The 21,132-nt window shown below is 27.9% G+C and carries 17 protein-coding genes and 1 tRNA gene; 3 read left to right on the plus strand and 15 right to left on the minus strand.

The window, feature by feature from the left end; all coding sequences use genetic code 11:
- Nucleotides 1-7: 7 nt before the first annotated feature.
- Complete coding sequence (gene nifJ, locus HMPREF0216_RS11465; RefSeq protein ID WP_005214430.1) at nt 8-3,523, minus strand: pyruvate:ferredoxin (flavodoxin) oxidoreductase; 3,516 nt, start codon at nt 3,521-3,523, stop codon at nt 8-10.
- Nucleotides 3,524-3,737: 214 nt separating this feature from the next.
- Here nifJ and HMPREF0216_RS11470 point away from each other — a divergent pair.
- A tRNA-Met gene (locus tag HMPREF0216_RS11470) sits at nt 3,738-3,813 on the plus strand.
- Nucleotides 3,814-3,894: 81 nt separating this feature from the next.
- On the opposite strand, the gene HMPREF0216_RS11475 is transcribed toward HMPREF0216_RS11470, so the two are convergent.
- On the minus strand, nt 3,895-4,614 hold the full coding sequence (locus HMPREF0216_RS11475) for a glycerophosphodiester phosphodiesterase (RefSeq protein WP_005214435.1): 720 nt from the start codon (nt 4,612-4,614) through the stop codon (nt 3,895-3,897).
- A 151-nt stretch (nt 4,615-4,765) separates the two neighbouring features.
- Nucleotides 4,766-5,305: a cysteine hydrolase family protein gene (locus HMPREF0216_RS11480; protein WP_040419793.1), complete on the minus strand. Its 540-nt coding sequence runs from the start codon at nt 5,303-5,305 to the stop codon at nt 4,766-4,768.
- A gap of 221 nt (nt 5,306-5,526) precedes the next feature.
- On the opposite strand from HMPREF0216_RS11480, the gene HMPREF0216_RS11485 reads away from it, so the two are divergent.
- Nucleotides 5,527-6,354: an undecaprenyl-diphosphate phosphatase gene (locus HMPREF0216_RS11485; RefSeq protein WP_005214437.1), complete on the plus strand. Its 828-nt coding sequence runs from the start codon at nt 5,527-5,529 to the stop codon at nt 6,352-6,354.
- A 62-nt stretch (nt 6,355-6,416) separates the two neighbouring features.
- Here HMPREF0216_RS11485 and HMPREF0216_RS16390 read toward each other — a convergent pair whose 3' ends face one another.
- Nucleotides 6,417-8,372: a PAS domain-containing sensor histidine kinase gene (locus tag HMPREF0216_RS16390; RefSeq protein WP_005214438.1), complete on the minus strand. Its 1,956-nt coding sequence runs from the start codon at nt 8,370-8,372 to the stop codon at nt 6,417-6,419.
- A gap of 175 nt (nt 8,373-8,547) precedes the next feature.
- Between HMPREF0216_RS16390 and HMPREF0216_RS11495 the strand changes: the two genes are divergently transcribed.
- Nucleotides 8,548-9,114 (plus strand): hypothetical protein, encoded by a 567-nt coding sequence (locus HMPREF0216_RS11495; RefSeq protein WP_005214439.1) that lies wholly within the window; start codon nt 8,548-8,550, stop codon nt 9,112-9,114.
- A 156-nt stretch (nt 9,115-9,270) separates the two neighbouring features.
- On the opposite strand, the gene HMPREF0216_RS11500 is transcribed toward HMPREF0216_RS11495, so the two are convergent.
- The 11 genes from HMPREF0216_RS11500 to mglA all read right to left on the minus strand — a co-directional run bounded on the left by HMPREF0216_RS11500 (nt 9,271) and on the right by mglA (nt 21,110).
- Nucleotides 9,271-9,480: a heavy-metal-associated domain-containing protein gene (locus HMPREF0216_RS11500; RefSeq protein WP_005214441.1), complete on the minus strand. Its 210-nt coding sequence runs from the start codon at nt 9,478-9,480 to the stop codon at nt 9,271-9,273.
- Between the two features lie 106 nt (nt 9,481-9,586).
- Nucleotides 9,587-12,013 carry a heavy metal translocating P-type ATPase gene (locus tag HMPREF0216_RS11505; protein ID WP_005214442.1) on the minus strand — a complete coding sequence of 809 codons (2,427 nt, stop codon included), beginning with the start codon at nt 12,011-12,013 and terminating at the stop codon, nt 9,587-9,589.
- A 15-nt stretch (nt 12,014-12,028) separates the two neighbouring features.
- A complete protein-coding gene (locus tag HMPREF0216_RS11510; RefSeq protein WP_040419794.1) occupies nt 12,029-12,289 on the minus strand; it encodes a metal-sensing transcriptional repressor in 261 nt (86 codons plus the stop codon).
- 353 nt (nt 12,290-12,642) lie between these two features.
- A complete protein-coding gene (locus HMPREF0216_RS11515) occupies nt 12,643-13,692 on the minus strand; it encodes a galactose ABC transporter substrate-binding protein (protein ID WP_005214444.1) in 1,050 nt (349 codons plus the stop codon).
- A 20-nt stretch (nt 13,693-13,712) separates the two neighbouring features.
- Nucleotides 13,713-14,690 carry a substrate-binding domain-containing protein gene (locus tag HMPREF0216_RS11520; RefSeq protein WP_005214446.1) on the minus strand — a complete coding sequence of 326 codons (978 nt, stop codon included), beginning with the start codon at nt 14,688-14,690 and terminating at the stop codon, nt 13,713-13,715.
- On the minus strand, nt 14,687-16,495 hold the full coding sequence (locus HMPREF0216_RS11525) for a sensor histidine kinase (RefSeq protein ID WP_005214447.1): 1,809 nt from the start codon (nt 16,493-16,495) through the stop codon (nt 14,687-14,689). The genes HMPREF0216_RS11520 and HMPREF0216_RS11525 overlap by 4 nt, the downstream gene beginning before the upstream one ends.
- Before the next feature lie 4 nt (nt 16,496-16,499).
- Entirely contained in the window at nt 16,500-16,700 is a 201-nt protein-coding gene (locus tag HMPREF0216_RS18160) for a helix-turn-helix domain-containing protein (RefSeq protein ID WP_341349492.1), read from the minus strand.
- Between the two features lie 3 nt (nt 16,701-16,703).
- On the minus strand, nt 16,704-18,113 hold the full coding sequence (locus tag HMPREF0216_RS11530) for a response regulator (protein WP_005214449.1): 1,410 nt from the start codon (nt 18,111-18,113) through the stop codon (nt 16,704-16,706).
- A 155-nt stretch (nt 18,114-18,268) separates the two neighbouring features.
- Nucleotides 18,269-18,487: a hypothetical protein gene (locus HMPREF0216_RS11535; RefSeq protein ID WP_005214450.1), complete on the minus strand. Its 219-nt coding sequence runs from the start codon at nt 18,485-18,487 to the stop codon at nt 18,269-18,271.
- A gap of 82 nt (nt 18,488-18,569) precedes the next feature.
- Entirely contained in the window at nt 18,570-19,592 is a 1,023-nt protein-coding gene (gene mglC, locus HMPREF0216_RS11540) for a galactose/methyl galactoside ABC transporter permease MglC (RefSeq protein WP_005214451.1), read from the minus strand.
- Between the two features lie 18 nt (nt 19,593-19,610).
- Nucleotides 19,611-21,110 carry a galactose/methyl galactoside ABC transporter ATP-binding protein MglA gene (gene mglA, locus HMPREF0216_RS11545; protein ID WP_040419795.1) on the minus strand — a complete coding sequence of 500 codons (1,500 nt, stop codon included), beginning with the start codon at nt 21,108-21,110 and terminating at the stop codon, nt 19,611-19,613.
- Between the last annotated feature and the right edge of the window lie 22 nt (nt 21,111-21,132).

Consider the following 21,132-nt stretch of genomic DNA (forward strand, 5'->3'; position numbering starts at 1 on the left):
ATCTTTATTAATTTTCTGCTAATTTCTTATATTTTTCATATCTTTCTTTAGCATCTTGTTCAGTCTTAGCAAATAATTCTTCTGCAAGTTCTGGGAATACTTTAGCTAATGCTGCATATCTAACTTCACCCATTAAGAAATCTTTAAAGTTTGCCTTTGGTTCTTTTGAATCTAAAGTAAATGGATTCTTTTCACCCTTAAGAGTAGGATTATATCTATAAAGTGTCCAGTATCCACACTCTACAGCTTTCTTTTGTTCGTCAGGAGTATTACTCATACCATTTTTAATACCATGACTAATACATGGTGCATATCCAATTATCAATGATGGTCCATCATAAGCCTCCGCTTCAGCAATTGCTTTTATAGTTTGATTCTTATCTGCTCCTAAAGATACTTGTGCTACATAGACATAACCATAGCTCATAGCCATCATTCCTAAATCTTTTTTCTTAGTTCTCTTTCCTGAAGCTGCAAATTTAGCAATAGCTGCTGTTGGAGTAGATTTTGAACTTTGCCCTCCAGTATTTGAATATATTTCTGTATCAAATACAAATACATTTACATCTTCATTACTTGCTAGTACATGATCAAGTCCACCATATCCAATATCATATGCCCAACCATCTCCACCAAATATCCATTGTGATCTCTTAATAAAGAATTCTTTATCTTTTAATATTTCTTTTGCTATTTCATCACTACATCCTTGTAATGCAGCTTCTAATTTTTCTGCTCTTTCTCTTGATCCTTCTCCAATATCTTTATTACTTAACCATTCTTCCATTGCTTCTTTTGCAGTACTACATAAATTTTCATCTAATGCCTTTTTTATATTTGAAGCAATTCTTTCTCTTATTGTTTTAACACCTAAGAACATTCCAAGTCCATATTCTGCATTATCTTCAAATAATGAATTTGCCCATGCAGGTCCATAACCTTGTTGATTTTTTGTATATGCTGTTGCAGCTCCTGATGATGCCCAAATTGAAGAACAACCTGTTGCATTCGCAATCATCATTCTATCACCAAATAACTGAGTAATTAGTTTTGCATATGGAGTTTCTCCACAACCTGCACATGCCCCTGAGAACTCTAAAAGTGGTTGCTCAAATTGACTACCTTTAACAGTCTTTTTATTCATAGGATTCTTCTTATTCTTAATATCTTCTACAGCAAAATTCCAAGCTTCTATTTGATCATGTTGTGAGTCAAATGGCTTCATTATTAATGCTTTTCCTGGTGCTGGACAAACTTCTGCACAATTTGAACATCCTGTACAATCAAGTGGAGTTACCCCAATTGTATAAAAATAAGGTGTTTCACTCTTAACACCATTGGCTTTTAATTTCTTAAAGCTTTCTGGTGCATTTTTTAACTCTTCTTCAGTTGATAAGAAAGGTCTTATACATGCATGAGGACATACATATGAACATTGATTACATTGGATACAATTTTCTGGTATCCATTCAGGTACATTAACAGCTATACCTCTCTTTTCATATGCTGTAGTTCCATGCATAAATGTACCATCTTCAAGATTATTATTTACAAATGTTGAAACTGGTAAGTTATTACCTTCTAATCTATTGATTGGTATACATACTTCTTCAACAAACTTTGGTACTTGCATTTTTTCATCTAATTTATCATCTTCAGCATTTTTCCATTCATTAGGTATATTAACTTTTACTAAAGATTCTAAACCTTTATCTATAGCTGCAAAATTCATGTTTACAACTTTTTCACCTTTTTTTCCATAAGATGTTACAACTGCATCTTTTAAATATTTAACAGCTTCATCAACTGGAATTATATTTGCTACCTTAAAGAACGCAGCTTGCATTATCATATTTATTCTTCCGCCAAGTCCTATCTCTTGAGCTATCTTAACTGCATTTATTGTATAAAAATTTATATTATTTTCAGCAATATATTTTTTCATTTTAGCTGGTAATCTATCATTTAATTCTTCTTCATTCCAAATAGTATTTAATACAAATACTCCATTTTTTCTTAATCCTTCAAGTACATTATATGAATATACATAAGATTGATTATGACAAGCAACAAAATCTGCTTTATCAATTTCATAATGTGATTTTATTGGATTTTTACCAAATCTTAAATGAGATACAGTTATTCCTCCTGATTTTTTAGAATCATATGCAAAATATCCTTGAGCATACATATTAGTATGATCACCAATTATTTTTATTGCATTCTTATTTGCACCAACTGTACCATCGGAACCTAAACCCCAGAACTTACATGCAGTTGTTCCTTCTACTGCTACATCTATTTCTTTATTTGGTTCTAATGATAAATTAGTTACATCATCAATTATTCCAATAGTAAATCTATTCTTTGGCTTATCCTTTGCTAGATTTTCATAAACAGCAACTATATCTGATGGATATGGATCTTTAGAACCTAATCCAAATCTTCCTCCAACTACTTTTGGTGGATTCTCCATTTCATTTACTGCTCTTAATACATCTAAGTATAAAGGTTCTCCAATTGAGCCAGGTTCTTTTGTTTTATCTAAAACAGCTATTTTTTTAACTGATTTTGGTATAGTATTTAATAATCTTTCTATACTAAATGGTCTATAAAGTCTAACCTTTATAAGTCCTACCTTTTCACCTTTACTCATTAAATAATCTATTGTTTCTTCGATTACTTCACTTACTGCACCCATAGAAATTATAATTCTATCAGCATTATTATCACCATAATAATCAAAGCAATGATATTCTCTACCTGTTAACTCAGTGATTTTGCTCATATATTCTTCTACTATTGCTGGAATATCATCATAATATTTATTTAGAGATTCACATAATTGGAAGTATACATCTGGATTTTGAGCTGTACCTCTAGTAACAGGATGACTTGGATTTAATGCATTCTTTCTAAAATTTTCAACTGCATCATAATCTAAAAGTTTAGCTAACTCATCATATTCTAATACCTCTATCTTTTGTATTTCATGAGAAACCCTAAATCCATCAAAAAAGTTTACAAATGGCATTCTTGCTTTAATTGCTGTTAAATGTGCTACTGGTGATAAATCCATTACTTCTTGAACAGAACCTTCTGCTAGCATTGCACATCCTGTAGCCCTTGCTGCCATAACGTCTTGATGATCTCCAAAAATACTTAATGATGAAGTTGCTAATGCTCTAGCTGCAACATGAATAACTGCTGGTAACCTTTCCCCAACCATCTTATACATATTGGGAATCATAAGTAATAATCCTTGTGATGCTGTATACGTAGTTCCTAATGCACCACTTTGAAGAATTCCATGTAATGCACCTGCTGCTCCTGCCTCCGATTGCATTTCCACTACTTTTACTGTTTGATTAAATATATTCTTTTTGCCTTGAGCTACCCATTCATCTATATGTTCTGCCATAGGAGATGATGGAGTGATAGGATAGATTGAACTTACTTCTGTATATGCATATGAAATATATGCAGCTGCAGTATTTCCATCCATGGTTTTCATTTTTCTCATAGCTTTACCTCTCTTTCTTTAACATTCTAGATTTCATATATTTATAAGCTATTATCAATATTTTTACTCCTTAATAGTATTTAAAAAAATAAATATAAATATGTATTTATATAATGTATTAATATTTTTTTCCTTTTTTTGTAATTTATATATTGACTCTATATTTTTATAGTAGTATACTAATACTATAGTTAATAATTTAAATCTTTAATATCGCGGGGTGGAGCAGTCGGTAGCTCGTTGGGCTCATAACCCAAAGGTCATAGGTTCAAATCCTTTCCCCGCAACCAAAAAAGGATGTCATTTGACATCCTTTTTATTTAAATATAAAATTTTAAACCTTACCCTAAATCAATTTTAAGTCCTACAACTTACTTTTCTAGTATTTCCTTTAATAAATGAAAGCAATCTGTAAAAATTCCATCAACATTTGCTTCAATCAAATTTCTCATATAAATTGGGCTATTTACAGTATATACATTTACTTTTAAATTTTTCTTATGAGCCTCTTCAATAAGTTCTTTAGATACTAAGCTTATACTTGGATTTATTGCATCCACATCTAAGCTATTTGCATAATTTATAATATTATCAATTTGCTTTTCATATAATATTGCTGTTTTAATGCTCTTATCTATATTTTTACATCTTTTTACAGTTTTATGATTAAAGCTAGATAATAACACTCTATCTTTCATATTATGTTTATATATTAACTTAATTACATCATTTTCTATTCCTTCGTATTCAAAAATATCTGTTTTTAATTCTATATTTAAAAAAACATTATTATCTCTAAATAACTGTAATACTTCCTCTAAAGTTGGAATTAAGCAACTATCATTATTTCTAAAAAGTATCTTTCTACATCTAAATTTCTTTAATTCATTTAATGTAAAATCTTTTACTAATCCTTTTCCAATTAATGTTCTTTCAATATCTTCATCATGAATTACTACTATTTTATTATCCTTTGTTTTATGAACATCTAATTCAATTCCATTAGCACCTAATCTAATAGCTTCTTTAAATGATAATAGCGTATTTTCCGGATAATCAGAGCTTGCTCCTCTATGGGCAAATTTTATCATTTTTCTCTCTCCTACTTCAACATATTTTGTTGTTTCACTTTAAACTTTTACTATAATCAAATTAACCTTCGTTGAAGCTTCCTTACACATAATATTATATCTTATTTTCATTTATTTTATTTCTATAAAAAGATACTTTAAATTTTATAGTTTATCTAATTACACTAACTTGCAGAAATTCTATTACATCTAATGCTTTTTCATGTAGTGAGTCATCAAAACTTGCACAAAGCTTTCCATTAACTACAATTTCAGCATTTATATATTGAGATTGTAATGTAACAACATTGCTTATAACACACATATTTGTTACAACTCCTACTATTTCTATATAATCAATATCTTTTCCTATCTTTTCACTTAGTTCTATCACTTGCTTTGGTGACATGCCAAAGGCAAACTTATTTATATGAATCGTATTCTCTTCATTTTCAAACTTTTTAAGCTTTCCATATAACTCATGTCCATAAGTTCCTTCTATACAATGAGCTACAGGTAAGTTTTTACCTTCTCTTGTGTTTAAATATTGTTCATTATGTGTATCATAAGTAAATAAAACATTATCTTTATTTTCTAAGTATTCTTTAACTTTATTATATATGCCCTCTTCTAAACTTTCAGCTCTTTTAAATCCTAATACTCCATTAACAAAGTCATTTTGATAATCTACAACTACTAATAGTTTATTCATAAAACCATCCTCCATTTTTATAATATATATATTATATTACCACATTTTCACCATTAACGTTACTGATGTATATACATCTAATGTTGTTTTATTAGAATCTTTATACACCATATATTATTAACATTTTGTACTATTTTACTATTTTACCTTTTATAAATTATGAATTTTATATATAATAGTGAAGTGGTAAATTATATAATTATATATTTGGAGGTATTTAAATGGAATTTTTAGAAATTATAAAAGCCATAATACTTGGTATTGTGGAAGGTATTACAGAATGGCTTCCTATTAGTAGTACTGGACATATGATATTAGTGGATGAATTCTTAAAACTTAATGTTTCACCACAATTTATGGAAATGTTCTTAGTTGTTATACAGCTTGGTGCCATTTTTGCAGTTATTGTTCTATACTGGAAGAAGATATTTCCATTTACTTTTGATAATGGAGTTAAAATAGAAAAAGATACTATTTCAATGTGGTTTAAAATAATTGTTGCTTGTATTCCTGCAGCAGTTGTTGGACTTTTATTTGATGATGTACTTAATGAACTATTTTATAATCCTATAACAGTTGCAATAATGCTAATTTTATTTGGTATTTTATTTATTGTTATAGAAAATTACAATAAGAACAAAAGACCAACAGTTACTACTTTATCAGAAATAACATATCAAGTTGCAATAATGATAGGTATTTTCCAACTTATAGCTGCAGTATTCCCTGGTACTTCTCGTTCAGGTGCAACTATTGTTGGAGCTTTATTAATCGGTGTTTCAAGAACTGTAGCAGCAGAATTCACATTCTTCCTTGCTATCCCTGTTATGTTTGGTGCTAGTGCCTTAAAACTTCTTAAATTTGGTTTTAGTTTTACAGGAAATGAAATGGTATTATTATTAACAGGTATGATTGTTGCATTTATAGTATCTATTATGGCAATTAAATTCTTAATGTCTTATATTAAGACAAACGACTTTAAAATTTTTGGTTGGTATAGAATTATACTTGGTATTATTGTTCTTGCATACTTCTATTTTATTAAATAGTAATTAGATAAATAATAAAAGGGAGCAGATACTTAAAAAGTATCTGCTCCTTTTATTTACTTTTAGTATAATTCATATATATCTGAAAATTCTATATCTATTTTTTGTACTAATGGTTTGTTATCAACATCTATTATCCTACTATTTCCTTCAGATTCCGCCACCTTAACATTTGGAAGTTTTACCACAAACTCACTTCCTTTTTCTGTATTATTTTCTAAATAAACCATACCTTCATGAAGTTCAATTAATGATTTTACTAAAGCTAAACCTATTCCACTTCCTTCATTTTTTCTATTAAAAGATTTATCTTCTTGAACAAATCTTTCAAATATATCATCTTTAAGCTCTTTTGCAACACCTACTCCATCATCTTTTATTCTTATAGTTAAATACTCTTCATCTGCATCCATTAAAACAAAAATATTTCCTCCATCGTCAGTAAATTTAATAGCATTTGAAAGTATATTTAAAATTACCCTCTCTATACTTTCAGGATCACACTTTATTTCTAACTCTTCAATATATGTATCAAATATTACATTTATATTCTTAGATTCTACATATGGTACTATTGACATAGTTATATCTTCTACTAAGCTAATTATTTCATAATTTACAAATGAAAGTGTCATATAACCAGAATCAATTTTAGTTATATCGACTAAATTATTAACTAATCTAAGTAACCTATAACAATTTTGCTTTATTGTTTTATCATATTTTTTATATGCTATGGATAATGCTTCATCACTATTTTCTTTATTAATTTCAAGTAACTGCATACAGGAATAAATTATATTTATAGGTGTTTTAATTTCGTGAGATAAATTAGCAAAAAATTGCCCTTTTGCTTTTTCTACTTCTTTTATTTCCTTATATTTTTTCTTTAAATTCTCAAGTTGTTCTCTATAACTATAATCCCTTGCAACAATTACTCTTTCTATAGTTTCCCCCTCACTATTATTTACACTAGTAATTATACTTTCCGTCTGAAATACTTTTCCTGTTTTACATTTCCACTTTTGTTCTAGTAGTATAGTGTTTGCCTCTAAATCATTATTTAATATATTCTCTTCATAAATTATTTTACTATAATTATGTCCTATAATATCTTCTTTTTCATAACCAAGCTTACTTAATACTATCTTATTTACATATAATACTTGTCCTTCTTTATCTGTAGTTAATATTAAATCTTTTACACTTTCAGAAATATTAGAAATTATTTTTTCATTATTGCTTACTTCATTATTTAATACTATACTCTCTTGAATTTTTCTTACGACCTCAATATATAATCCAACCAATAATATAAAATAAGCAGTAACAGTTATTAACTTATTATACTCGCTAACCTTATAGCTATATAATGAAAATATTTTAAGATAAAATATTCTCCTTATTGTAAAAACACTTATACTTGCTACAAAAATAGTATATATACATTCACTTTTCTTAATAGCTCTTTTAGCAAGTAATATTAATGATATAAAATAATATACTACTAATGCTACTTGAAATATCTCTCCTTCAATAGTATATATTTCCCTTAATTTTAGTTCAAAATATGTACCTAATAAATTTATTAAAATAGATAAAATAATGCAAAACTTCTTTTTATCAACTAAAAATTTAGCATATTTACTATTATTATGTATAGCTATCGTTAATAGCAATATTCTAAAAATAAATGGAAATGTTATTAATCCCTCACTAATAAAATTTATAAGAATATACTCAATAAATATACTTATATAAGAAATATTCAAAATAAAAAACTCATTATTTTTATACATATAATAATATAAAAAACAGCATGGTATTGAAATAATACCAAGTATAATATTAATTCCATTTAAATCATTCAATATAAAATTATTTGCCATGAAGTTAGAATCTATAAAATTTATTCCTAAAATAAATATATTTAAAATTATTACAGTTCCAATTAACATAAATTTAAGATATCTTTTATTCCTTTTTTCATAACTTTTTTCTTTTGTGTCGTACTTCATTAATTCATCCCTTTACACTTTGTAATTTCTAATAATTATCATATTAACATATTTATTGATTATATTTCTATTCCTAATTTATATTTTATTTGTAAAATATAATAAATTTTCACTTTTAATACAATATTCTTATTTAATTGCATATATTATTATAAGCAATAAGTAAAGTGATATTATGAAATGTGTTATTGAATTAAATGATTGCATTTTATTAGGTAGTGGCTCTGAAGGTAGTGTATATCTAACACCTGAAGGATACGCCCTAAAAGACTTCAATACAATTAAAGGCGCAAAAAGTGAAGTTGATATTTTAGAAACAGTAAAAGATAGTAGATTTTTTCCTAAAGTTTTAATTAGAATTAGTAATATTGTAATACGTGAATATGTTAGCGGAGAAAATCTTTATGACTTTCTATCCAAAAACAAACTCTCTTATAAAATCTCTACTGAAATAATAGATTTAATAGAAGATCTTAAATCTTTAAATTTTAAAAGAATTAATATCAGAAATGCTCATCTTTTTATAGATAAAAATGAAAATTTAATGGTTATAGATCCTAGAAAATCTTTTACTAAAGTTACTCCTTATCCTAAAGACATAATAAAAATACTTCTAAAGCTTAATTTATTTGATGAGTTCCTAAAACATTTAATTTCCTATAATCCTAAACTGCTATCTTATTGGATTGCTGGTTATAATTATGTTGTCTTCAATTATAGGCATGTTCTCCGATACAAATAAGGAATTTATAATTGTAGTAATAGGCTAAGATAACCTACCAAAGTATATTAAAAAATTGTAAGCTTAAACTTCTAATACAAAAATCTTAGCTAAGTAAAAAAGTCGCTCTAAAGCGACTTTTTTTATTTATTCTCTACTTATAAACCTTAACTATAATTAAGCTTCCTCTATTGAAACAACATCATATCCTTCATCTTCAATTTTTTCTTTTATTTCATCATTGTTAGATGATGTTTCTACTACTGCATATTTTTCTTCTAAATTAACTTGTATCTTTCCTGAATCTTTTAGCGTTGCTAAAGCTTCCTTAACATGATTTACACAATGATTACAACTCATACCTTCAATAAATATTTTTTTTAACATATCTTATCTCTCCTTTTATACTAGACTACCCATATTAAAATAGTCATATATTGTATTTAAAAATTAAAAACTATTTTTATATTTATTTAATAGCTAATAACTTAGTTTATGCTTTAAATCTTTTTAATCTTAATGCATTTGCAAGCACTGATACTGAGCTTAAACTCATAGCCGCTGCTGCAATCATTGGATTAAGTAGTGGTCCACCAAATATATGAAGAACTCCCATTGCTACTGGTATTCCCAAAACATTATATCCAAATGCCCAAAATAAATTTTGCTTTATATTTCGTATAGTTGCTTTACTTAATTTAATTGCTGTACTAACGTCCATTAAATCACTTCTCATAAGAACTATATCTGCACTTTCCATAGCTACATCAGTCCCTGATCCTATTGCTATCCCAATATCTGCTTGTGCAAGAGCTGGTGCATCATTAATTCCATCTCCAACCATAGCAACCTTTCTATTTTCATTTTGTAGTTTTTTAACTTCATTTGCTTTGTCTTGTGGTAATACTTCTGCTAAAACTATATCTATTCCAACTTGTCTTGCGATAGCATTTGCTGTCTTTTTATTATCACCAGTAATCATTGCAACCTTTATTCCCATACTATGAAGAGTCTCAATAGCCTTTTTGCTACTTGGCTTTACTGTATCTGCAACGGCAATAATACCTTCTAAGGAATTATTAATTGTAATATACATAGGTGTCTTACCTTCTTGTGCCAATCTATCTGATTCCTTATTTAAATTTCCAATACTAATTGAATTTTCTTTCATTAATTTTAAGTTTCCTAATAAAATAGTTTCTCCATTTATTACAACTTGTATCCCATGCCCTGGTATAGCATTAAAGTTTTCTATTTTTTTTAAGTCTATATTTTTTTCTTCTGCCTCTCTTACTATTGCCTCTCCTAATGGATGTTCTGAACCTTTTTCTGCACTAGCTGCTAATGCTAATAACTCATTTTTATCTATTCCATTTGTAACTATATCTGTAACTACTGGTTTTCCTTCAGTTATAGTACCTGTTTTATCAAATACTATTGTATCTATCTTATGAGTTGTCTCTAAAGCTTCCCCACCTTTAATTAACACTCCATTTTCAGCACCTTTTCCAGTTCCAACCATAATTGCTGTAGGCGTTGCTAATCCTAAAGCACAAGGACATGCTATTACTAAAACTGAAATAAATATAGTCAGAGCAAATACTGGTGTTTCTCCAGCTATTAGCCAAGCTCCTGCTGAAAATATTGCAAGTCCTATTACTGTTGGTACAAAATAAGATGATATAATATCTGCCAATTTTGCAATTGGTGCCTTAGATCCTTGAGCATCTTCTACTAGTTTAATTATTTGAGCAAGTGCTGTATCTTTACCTACCTTAGTTGCTTTATATTTAATAAATCCTGTTTTATTAATACTAGCTCCTATTACATTGCTTCCAGCAACTTTTTCCACTGGAATACTTTCACCTGTTAACATAGATTCATCAATTGAAGTGCTTCCCTCAATAACTTCTCCATCTACCGGAAGCTTTTCTCCTGGTTTTACTAAAATTATATCTCCAACTATTACTTCATCTACTGGAATAATAGTTTCCTTATTATCTCTTATTATTGTTGCTGTTTTAGGAACTAATCCCATAAGCTTTTTAATAGCTTCTGAAGTTTTTCCCTTTGAAATAGCTTCTAAATATTTGCCAAGAGTTATTAAAGTTAATATTGTTACAGCCGCTTCAAAATATAAATGCATTGCATAACTATTATCCCCTACATATATCTTATACATTCCAAAAACACTATAAATAAATGCTGCACTTGTTCCTACTGCTATAAGTGAATCCATATTAGGACTTAATTTTATTAAATTCTTAAAGCCTACTAAATAAAATTTATATCCAATTGCCATAACTGGAATTGTTAATATAATTTGAAATAATGCAAAATTCATTGGATTTGTCATAGGGTCTATTATCTTAGGCAATGGCATTCCTACCATATGTCCCATAGTTACTATAAGTAATGGAATTGTAAATATACATGAAAATATAAGCCTGCGTAATAATTTATCTTTATCACTTAGCCTTTTTTCATTATTCTCCTTTTCCTCTTCTCTAATTAATTTATATCCTGCTTTTTCTACAGCTCTCTTTATATCTCCATATGTTACTATATCATCATCAACTGTTATACTTAATTTTTCTGTAGTAAGGTTAACAACTGACTTTTGTACGCCCTCTATTTTTTTTGTTACTTTCTCAACTCTTCCAGCACAAACAGCACAAGTCATGCCTTCAACCTTATACGTATGTGTTTTAATATTTTTTATAACACTATACCCTAATGACTCTACTTTTTTTTCTATATCTTCCGATGATAATTTACTTTCATCAAAATTTACAGTTAGAGTTTCAGTAGTTAAATTTACATTGGCATCTAATATGCCGTTCATCTTTTTTATACCACGCTCTACTCTATTTGAACAAGCAGAACATGTCATTCCCCCAATTTTATATTTTTTATTCATTAAATCCACCTTCTATTATTTAGAAATTTTTTCAAATAAACTCATTATTTCATTTATTTTTTCATCACCGTTATTATTTAAAATCGCATCTTTAACACAATGATCTAAATGTCTTTTTAGTATTTGAGTATTTGCCTTTTTTAATAAAGATTGAACTGCTATTATTTGATTAGAAATATCTATACAATATCTTTCATCTTCAATCATTTTTATAATTCCTTCTATTTGACCTTTTGCTATTTTTAAATTTTGAACTGCTTTTTTTCTTTCTTCCATAACTTCCTCCACACCACCCCCGGGTAGGGGGTATATTAATATTATAAGTCTTCATTTTTATAAGTCAATATAAATTATTTATATTATGCCTTAATATTGCCAGTAATATTTTATAAAACATAGTACAAACTAATATTAAATTATTTAAAGAGGTGAATTTAATGAGTAAATGTAAAACTAATTCTGACCCTACATGCAAAAATTATGCCGAAAAAGTAAAAAATAAAGCAAATGAAAAAACTCCATTTGAAATTGATAAACCAACAAAACATTTTTAGCTTATCATAAATATAAAAATCCCTGTAGAGTAAACTTATTTTAATGTCTATCCTACAGGGTAAATATAATTATATTTAATTATAAAATAATTCAACATTCTCCTTTAAAACCTTAGTATGTTTAACCTTAAAGTACTTACCATCCAATAAGTCGATACACTCATCTATATCACCATTTTTCCCCAAAGAAAACGCTATATTAAAAATAGCACTCGCTTGTTCTTTTGCATCACTTATAACTGTTCCTATCATTTTTCCTTCTTTTATCTGCTGTAAAGCTTCTTGAATACCATCTACTCCTACAATTAATGGCCTATCCACTATATCTATATTTAAACTATCGTATGCATTAATTGCTCCTAATGCCATATCGTCATTATTGCTAAAAACTACTTCTATATCATCACCATAGCTTTTTATCCATTGAATCATTTTTTCACGTGCCTGTGAATTTTCCCAGTTTGCTATATCATCTGATAATTTCTCTACCTCTAATCCATTTTCAATCATACTTTTAATGCAATATTCTGTCCTTATAGAACTGTCTTGATGGCCTGCTTCACCTTCTAACATTACATATTGAATTTTGCCATCACTATTTTTATCTACAATATTACTATTTTCTTTATATGCGTCTAATATTATTTCCGCTTGCATTTTACCTGACTTTTCTGCTTCAGCTCCAACATAATAAATTTTATTCCATCTTTGCATATCTTCTTCAACAGGTTCTCTATTAAAAAATATTACTGGAATATTAGCAAGCTTTGCTTTATCAATTATTGTTGATGCTGCTGTTCTATCAACAAGATTAACACAAATTACATCATATTTTTGATTAATAAACTTTTCAACCTGCTTAGTTTCATTTACTGTACTTCCATTTGAATCCGCTATATTTAAAATAATTTTTATATCTTCAGAGCTTTCTTTTTCCTTTGCAATATCTATTAAATTCTCTGCTATGCTTGATATGAACAAATCACTTTCTTTATATAAGGTTACTCCTATCTTTATCTCTCTAATCCTTTGTGCTTTTTTTGCTCCTTCACTGTTGCATGACCATAATAAAGTTACTGTTAAAATAACCATAATTATATTCAACACCCTTTTAAATGTTTTCATTTTACCCTCCAATAATCCAATTATTTAATTAATGGAAATAATAATCTTTCATTTTCTTCAGTATACATACTTCTTTTATCTATTACTGCTGAATAAATAAGTGTATTTTCTACATATTTATTATTAATTATATCAACTGCCATCTTTACTCCTAAATACCCTATATTAAATTCATTTTGTATTGCAGTTGCTTTAATAATATCATCCTCTAAAAAAGATGTAACCTTGCTAGTTCCTCCAGTACCATAAATCTCTGTTTGTATTTGTTCTTCATTTAAAGCATTTATATCTTTTTTACATTGTGCTAATAATTCTAATGTTTTAACATCAAAAGTTACAATAGCATCAAATTCTTTCTTATTTAAAACTTCTAAAACCTTATCATACGAATCTTTTTCATCTAGTAATATATCTATGAACTCAACGTAATTATTGCTTTTTAATATAGCACTCATAAAGCCGTTATATCTTTCCATTACAGTGCTATACTCTAAATTTCCGTTTACAATTGCTATCTTTCCACGAGTATTACCCATTTTAATTACTTCATCTGCTAGACTTGCTCCTAGTTCTTCATTGTTACAACCTATATATGGTATATTTTCTTCTGTTTTTATATTAGAATCTATTAAAATTACTGCGGTCTTCTTTCTAGCTGATTCTATTTCATCACTCATTCCCTCATATACAGCGGGAGCAATTAAAATCGCATCTGCTCCATTTTTAACTTCTCTGTCTAATAATTTCTTTTGCTCTTCAACATTATTTTCTTCAGATAAAGTTATAAAACTTATATTTACATTCATCTCTGAAGCAGCTTGTTCTATCCCCTCCTTCATTATCATTAAACTTTCATTACTTTTTCCACTTGTTATAACTGAAATTTCATATATTATTACATCATTATTAGCCCATATTTCTTCATTAAGTAACAATATAGAAGATAACGCCATTATAATAAATAATATAATAAACACATACTTTTTTCTTATCTTCATATCTTGTCCACCTCTTTTACATAACAATCATTAATATTTATACACGGCATATGAATTCTTATTGTAGTTCCCTCATCTGGTTCGCTATAAATTTCTAATCCATATTCTGCTCCAAAATATAATTGTATTCTTTCATGAACATTTTTTAGTCCAATTCCTGATCCTGAGCCCTTGCTTGTGCTATTATTAGTTAAAAGATTTTTAGCAACCTCCTCAGTCATTCCAAATCCATTATCTATAACATCAATATATAAATTACTATTTTTTATATATGCTTTAACTAAAATTTCTCCATCTCCAGACATAAATTCCATTCCATGATAAATTGCATTTTCAATTAACGGTTGTATTATTAACTTAATTGTAGCTAACTCTAATGTTTCTTCTTCATACTCAATATAATATTCAAACTTATCTTTATAACGTATATTTTGAATAGTCAAATAATTTTTTGCATGTTCTAGCTCATCTTTTACTGAAATAATATTTTTTCCTTTGCTTAAACTAATTCTAAATAATCTTGCTAGTGAGGTAACCATAGTTATTGCTCCATCATAATTTTCATTTTCTATCATCCATATAATAGAATCCAAAGTATTATATAAAAAGTGTGGATTAATTTGAGCTTGAAGTGCATTTAATTCACTTTTTCTCTTAGCTTCATGTTCCTTAGTTATATTTTTCATAAGTACTTGCATTTCTTTTACCATAGAATTAATAGCTTTTCCTAGATGTTCAACTTCTTTAGAGCCACTAATAGGAACTTTTAAATCTATAACTCCACTTTCAAATTTTTTTACACACTCTTCTAACTCTTTTATTGGATTTGCTATACGTGTAGAAACAAACATATTTATTGAAATAACCATAAATATAGCAAAAATCATAATATAAATTGCAAATCCACTAATTTGGTTATGATCTGATCTTATATCTGATACATTTATAACTCCAACAATTTTCCATCCTGTATATCCTACTGTTTTAACTGTTACTAGCCTTTTTATACCATCATAGCTTTCTATGATACTACCATCTTCATAGCTAGCTGCAACTATATTGTTTTCTTCTATTAAATCAGAATAAATTAACTGTTGCCTTGGGTGATATATAATCTCACCATTTCCATCTATCAAATATGTATATCCTGATTTTCCTAAATTTATATTTTTAAATATTTGTTCTATTCCACTAAAGCTCATATCTACAAGTAAAACTCCTGAGCTTGTTTTCCCATTTTTAGTTATTTCTACAGATCTACTTAATGAAACTACCCATCTATATCTATAATTAAGATCTATAAAGAGGTTTTGAACATGTGGCGTAGAAAAATGAAAGTTCTCTTTTTTTTCCATAGCATTTGTAAACCATTCATTATCTCTTGGTTCTATTGAATCCTTAAGTTGCGATATAGGTGTTGCAGCTAAAACTTCCCCATATTCTGAAAATAAACATATACTAACTAAAGAATCTTTATTTGCCTCATATAATAAATCCATTTCAGTAGTAATATTTTCATTCTCCAAATCTTTCTTTTTTATTCCTTTATAATAAATTGTATCTGACACTTTCATAATGTTTCTTAAGTATCTATCTAAATTCATGTTTGCTTGCTCTAACATTGCAATACTATTTTCAGATGCCATTTTTTCCACTGAATGTATAGATCTTAAATAAAATGCTAATCCAACAATAATAGCTCCACTAACAGCAATTGTAGTAAATGATACAGATAAAATATTTTGTATACTAAAATTTTTATAACTAATATTCTTAAACTTACTTTTTTTGATAAACTTTTTCATTTATTTATCTCTTTCTATACTTCAATGGTGAAACTCCATATTTTTTCTTAAATACATAACTAAAATAATTTGCTTCTGGATACCCTACACTGGCTGCTATAACATAAGTCTTATCATCTGTTGTATTTAGTAATTTTACAGCTTCCTCTAATCTAATGGTTGTAAGATAGTTTACAAAATTCATTTCTGTTTCTTTCTTAAATATAGTTTAAAAATAAGTTGGACTAACGTGTAATTCCTTACACATTTTTTCAACAGATAGTTCAGAGTCAGAATAATTCTCATAAATATATTTTTTTGCTTTTTCAACTAATAAATGTGTTGAATTAACTCGTTCTTTTTTTATGAAATCATTTACTATAATAGCTTTACTTATAAACCATTCCTTCATCAATTGTATTGATTCAAAATGTTCTAATTTAGCATAACAATTAAAATCTTCTCCAAAAATATCATTTATATCGAATTTATAAGCTTGTACTAATTTTAAAAGTGATGTCATAATTTCCATTAAATATATTCTATATTGATTAAAAGGCAATAATGATTCTTCTGCCTTCTTAAAGATATTGTTTATTTCATTTCTTATTTCTATATGCCCACCTATTTTAATTGCATTTAACATATTTCTTTCATTACTATCATCAAGTTGGAGCTTTATTACTGTATTTGGTTCAACATCTTCAATATATATACCTTTACCACTACCTAAAATAAATCTATATTCCAATGCATTTTGAGAACTTTTATATGATGATTTCATTTCAGCTATTTCCATAAAAATATGTCCAATTCCTGCAGATATCTTAAAGTTCATAATACGCTTATAAATACTACATATTTCATTTATTCCTTTTATTATATTTAAAATTTCCTCCTTAGTATTAAAATTAACTATAACAACAGTATTATCATAATAAGGAAAACTAATAAATTTACAATACTTCCCCAATTCCTCATCAACAATATTTTTTATAGATATTGATATTAATGATAAATCCTTTTCAATAGCTATATTTTCTAAATTATTAAATAAAAAGCTTCCATCTCCACGAATACTGATTACCGAATAATACTTATAATTTAAATCTATATCTAATGTTTTTATTTCTTCATTCCATTTATCATCATTTATACGGCCTTCTATTGCACCAATTAAAAATTGCTCCCTAATTACAGGAATACTTTTCTTATAATTGTTATAAATGCTTTCTATATTCCTTTTTTCATCATACTCCCTATCTAACTGAATTTTTAATTTACTTAATATTTCACTAAATTCAGCAGAATTAATAGGTTTTAATACGTAATCTATTACATTAATTTTAATAGCTTCTCTTGCATACTTAAAATCATCAAATCCAGTTAATATTATTAACTTTGTAGATGGCATTATCTCTGTAATTTTTTTCCCTAATTCTATCCCATCCATAAAAGGCATTTTTATATCTGTTATTATTATATCTGGCTTAAGTTTTTCTGCTTTTTCTAATGCATCCCTACCATTTTCAGCATCAGCAATTATCTCAAATCCATAATCTTCCCATTTTATTTTTTTTATTATTCCTAACCTTATTTCCTCTTCATCGTCTACTAGCATAATACGATATAGACCCATATGTTATTCCTCCTGATTAAAACCCAAATATACTTTAAGTATATCCCATTATAACACATTTTTCTATTTTTGTTTATACTTTATAATTCCATACTTGTTCCCAAAAAAAGCCAGAACCACAAAAAGTGATCCTGACTTTCTAATAATCCTTAATTTTAAACTATTATACCAAAAATAAATGAGGCCGCTAATGCTATTAATAATACCATTATTACTTTATCCATAGTTTTTACTGATACATCTATATTCCCATATATACAATCTCTCATGTTTCTTTTAGGAACTTCTTTATTTCCTTCAGCTTCATTATTTAAAGCTTCAGCTTTTTCTATATCATTTTCTATGTGTTCTTTATCTGTTACTACATCTTCCATTACTATTCCTCCTGATATTTTTATGTACTTAAGACTGTATCAAATCAATATACTTTTGATACAGTCTTGTTATATTCTTTAATTATTTCTTAGATAAATATTTTCTTACGTCAAGTGACACAGCTGTTATGATTATTAAACCTCTTATGATATATTGCCAATAAGCATTAACCCCTATGAAGTTTAATCCATAGTTAATTACTTGTAATAACACTGCTCCGATTAATACCCCTGGAATTGTACCAATACCACCAGTAAATGATACACCTCCAACAACACAGGCAGAAATCGCATCAAGTTCATAGTTAAATCCTGTAGCTGTAGTAGTAGAACCCGCTCTTGCAGCTTCTAAGAAACCAGCAGCACCATAAAGAACACCAGATATAATGAATATTATCATTATATTTTTAACTACGTTAACACCTGAAACTGCAGCTGCTTCTGGATTTCCACCAATAGCAAACATATTTTTACCAAGTTTAGTTTTATTCCATACAAACCACATGATAATTGCAGCAATTGCTAAATAGAATATTAAATATGGAATTTCTACTGGACCTAATTTCAAGTATCCATTAACGAATTTTGTATATCTTTCGTCTAAGTTAGCAACTGGTTGAGCTCCTAGTGGAGGTCTATCAATATAAAGACAAGAAATACCATACGCTATAAGCTGAGTACCCAATGTTATGATAAACGCATGAACCTTAAGCTTGGCCACACCAAATCCATTAATTGCACCAAATATTCCACCTATTACAATTGCAGCTATAAATGGCACTATTAGTGGTAATGCTGGTAAATCTGGATACATTCTTGCAACATAAGTTGTTGATTGTAATAATGAAGCAGAAACTATTGCTGTTAAACCTAAAATACGTCCTGCTGAAAGGTCAGTACCTTGTAATACTATAAGTCCTGCTACCCCCAGTGCTAGAATACCTCTAGTAGAAGCTTGGCTTAAAATATTTGTAAAGTTTTTAAATGATAGGAACGATGGTTCCTTTACTATAAAGAATATTATCATTATAAATAAAACAATATATAAAGCATAATTCAAGAAGAAATTTTGTACGCTTTGCTTGTTAACCTTTGACTTTTCCATAAATATTGCACCTCTAATCTATATATATTTTGCAGCTAATGTCATTATATCTTCTTGGGATAGCTTGTCTGTATCATCTACACCAGCCACTCTACCATTAGACATTACTAAAATTCTATCGCATATACCTATTAATTCTGGCATTTCTGATGAAACAACAATTACCCCTTTACCTTTATTAGCTAAATCAATTATTAATTGATATATTTCATATTTAGCACCAACGTCTATACCTCTTGTTGGTTCATCAAGTAAAAGTATTTCTGGTTTTGTAAGTAACCATCTTCCAATAATAACCTTTTGTTGATTACCACCAGATAATGTTCTTATAGCAGTCTTTTGACTTGGAGTTTTAACCTTCATACTATCTATTGTCCATTTTGTGTCTTCTGTAATCTTTTTATTATCTAATACTCCAAATTTGCTATATCCATCTATGTTAGCAATCATAGTATTAAATTTTATATCAAGTTGTCCAAATATACCTGTTGCTCTACGCTCTTCTGTTAATAAAGCAAAACCATTTTTTATAGCTTGTCTTGAAGTTGAGTTATTAACAAGATTTCCATGTAATTTAACTTCACCTGAAGCTTTACTTCTAATACCGAAAATTGTTTCTAATAATTCTGTTCTTCTTGAACCAACTAATCCAGCAACACCTAATATTTCACCTTTTCTTAACTTAAAAGATGCATCTTTAACTGCTGGCTCGTAAGCACCAGTTAAATTATTAACTTCTAATATAACTTCTCCTGGTTTATTAGTCTTAGGTGGGAAACGATTTGTTAAATCACGTCCAACCATAAGCTTTATAATCTTATCTGTTGTTAAATTTTTAGCTTCTATAGTATCTATCCATTTACCATCTCTCATGATTGTAACATCATCAGATATTTCAAGAATCTCTTCCATCTTGTGAGATATATAAATCATTCCACAGCCTTTTTTTCTAAGTTTATTAATAATTCTAAATAAATGCCTAACTTCTTGTTCTGCTAATGATGATGTTGGTTCATCAAGTACTAATATTTTCGCATTATATGAAACAGCTTTTGCTATTTCAACCATTTGTCTTTCTGAAACTGATAACTTAGCCATTTTTGTTCTAGGATCAACATTAATTTCTAATTCATCAAAAATCTTTTTTGTTTCATCATACATTATTTTTTCATTGATAACTCCACCTTTACTTGGATATCTACCAAGCCAGATATTATCCATTACATTTCTTTGAAGCACTTGGTTAAGTTCTTGATGCACCATTGCAACTCCATTATCCATGGCTTGCTTTGGATTTATAAAATTACTTTTTACACCATTTATATATATATCACCTTCATCTTCAATATAAACACCAAAAAGACACTTCATTAAAGTGGATTTACCAGCCCCATTTTCCCCCATAAGAGCATGAACAGTTCCTGGTCTTACTTTTAATTGAACTTTGTCTAATGCTTTAACACCTGGGAAGCTTTTACTTATCCCAATCATCTCAAGTACATATTTTGTATCAGCCATACTTTGTTTCACCACTTTTCCA

The sequence above is a fragment of the Clostridium celatum DSM 1785 genome (genome assembly GCF_000320405.1).
Classification (GTDB): Bacteria; Bacillota; Clostridia; order Clostridiales; family Clostridiaceae; genus Clostridium; species Clostridium celatum.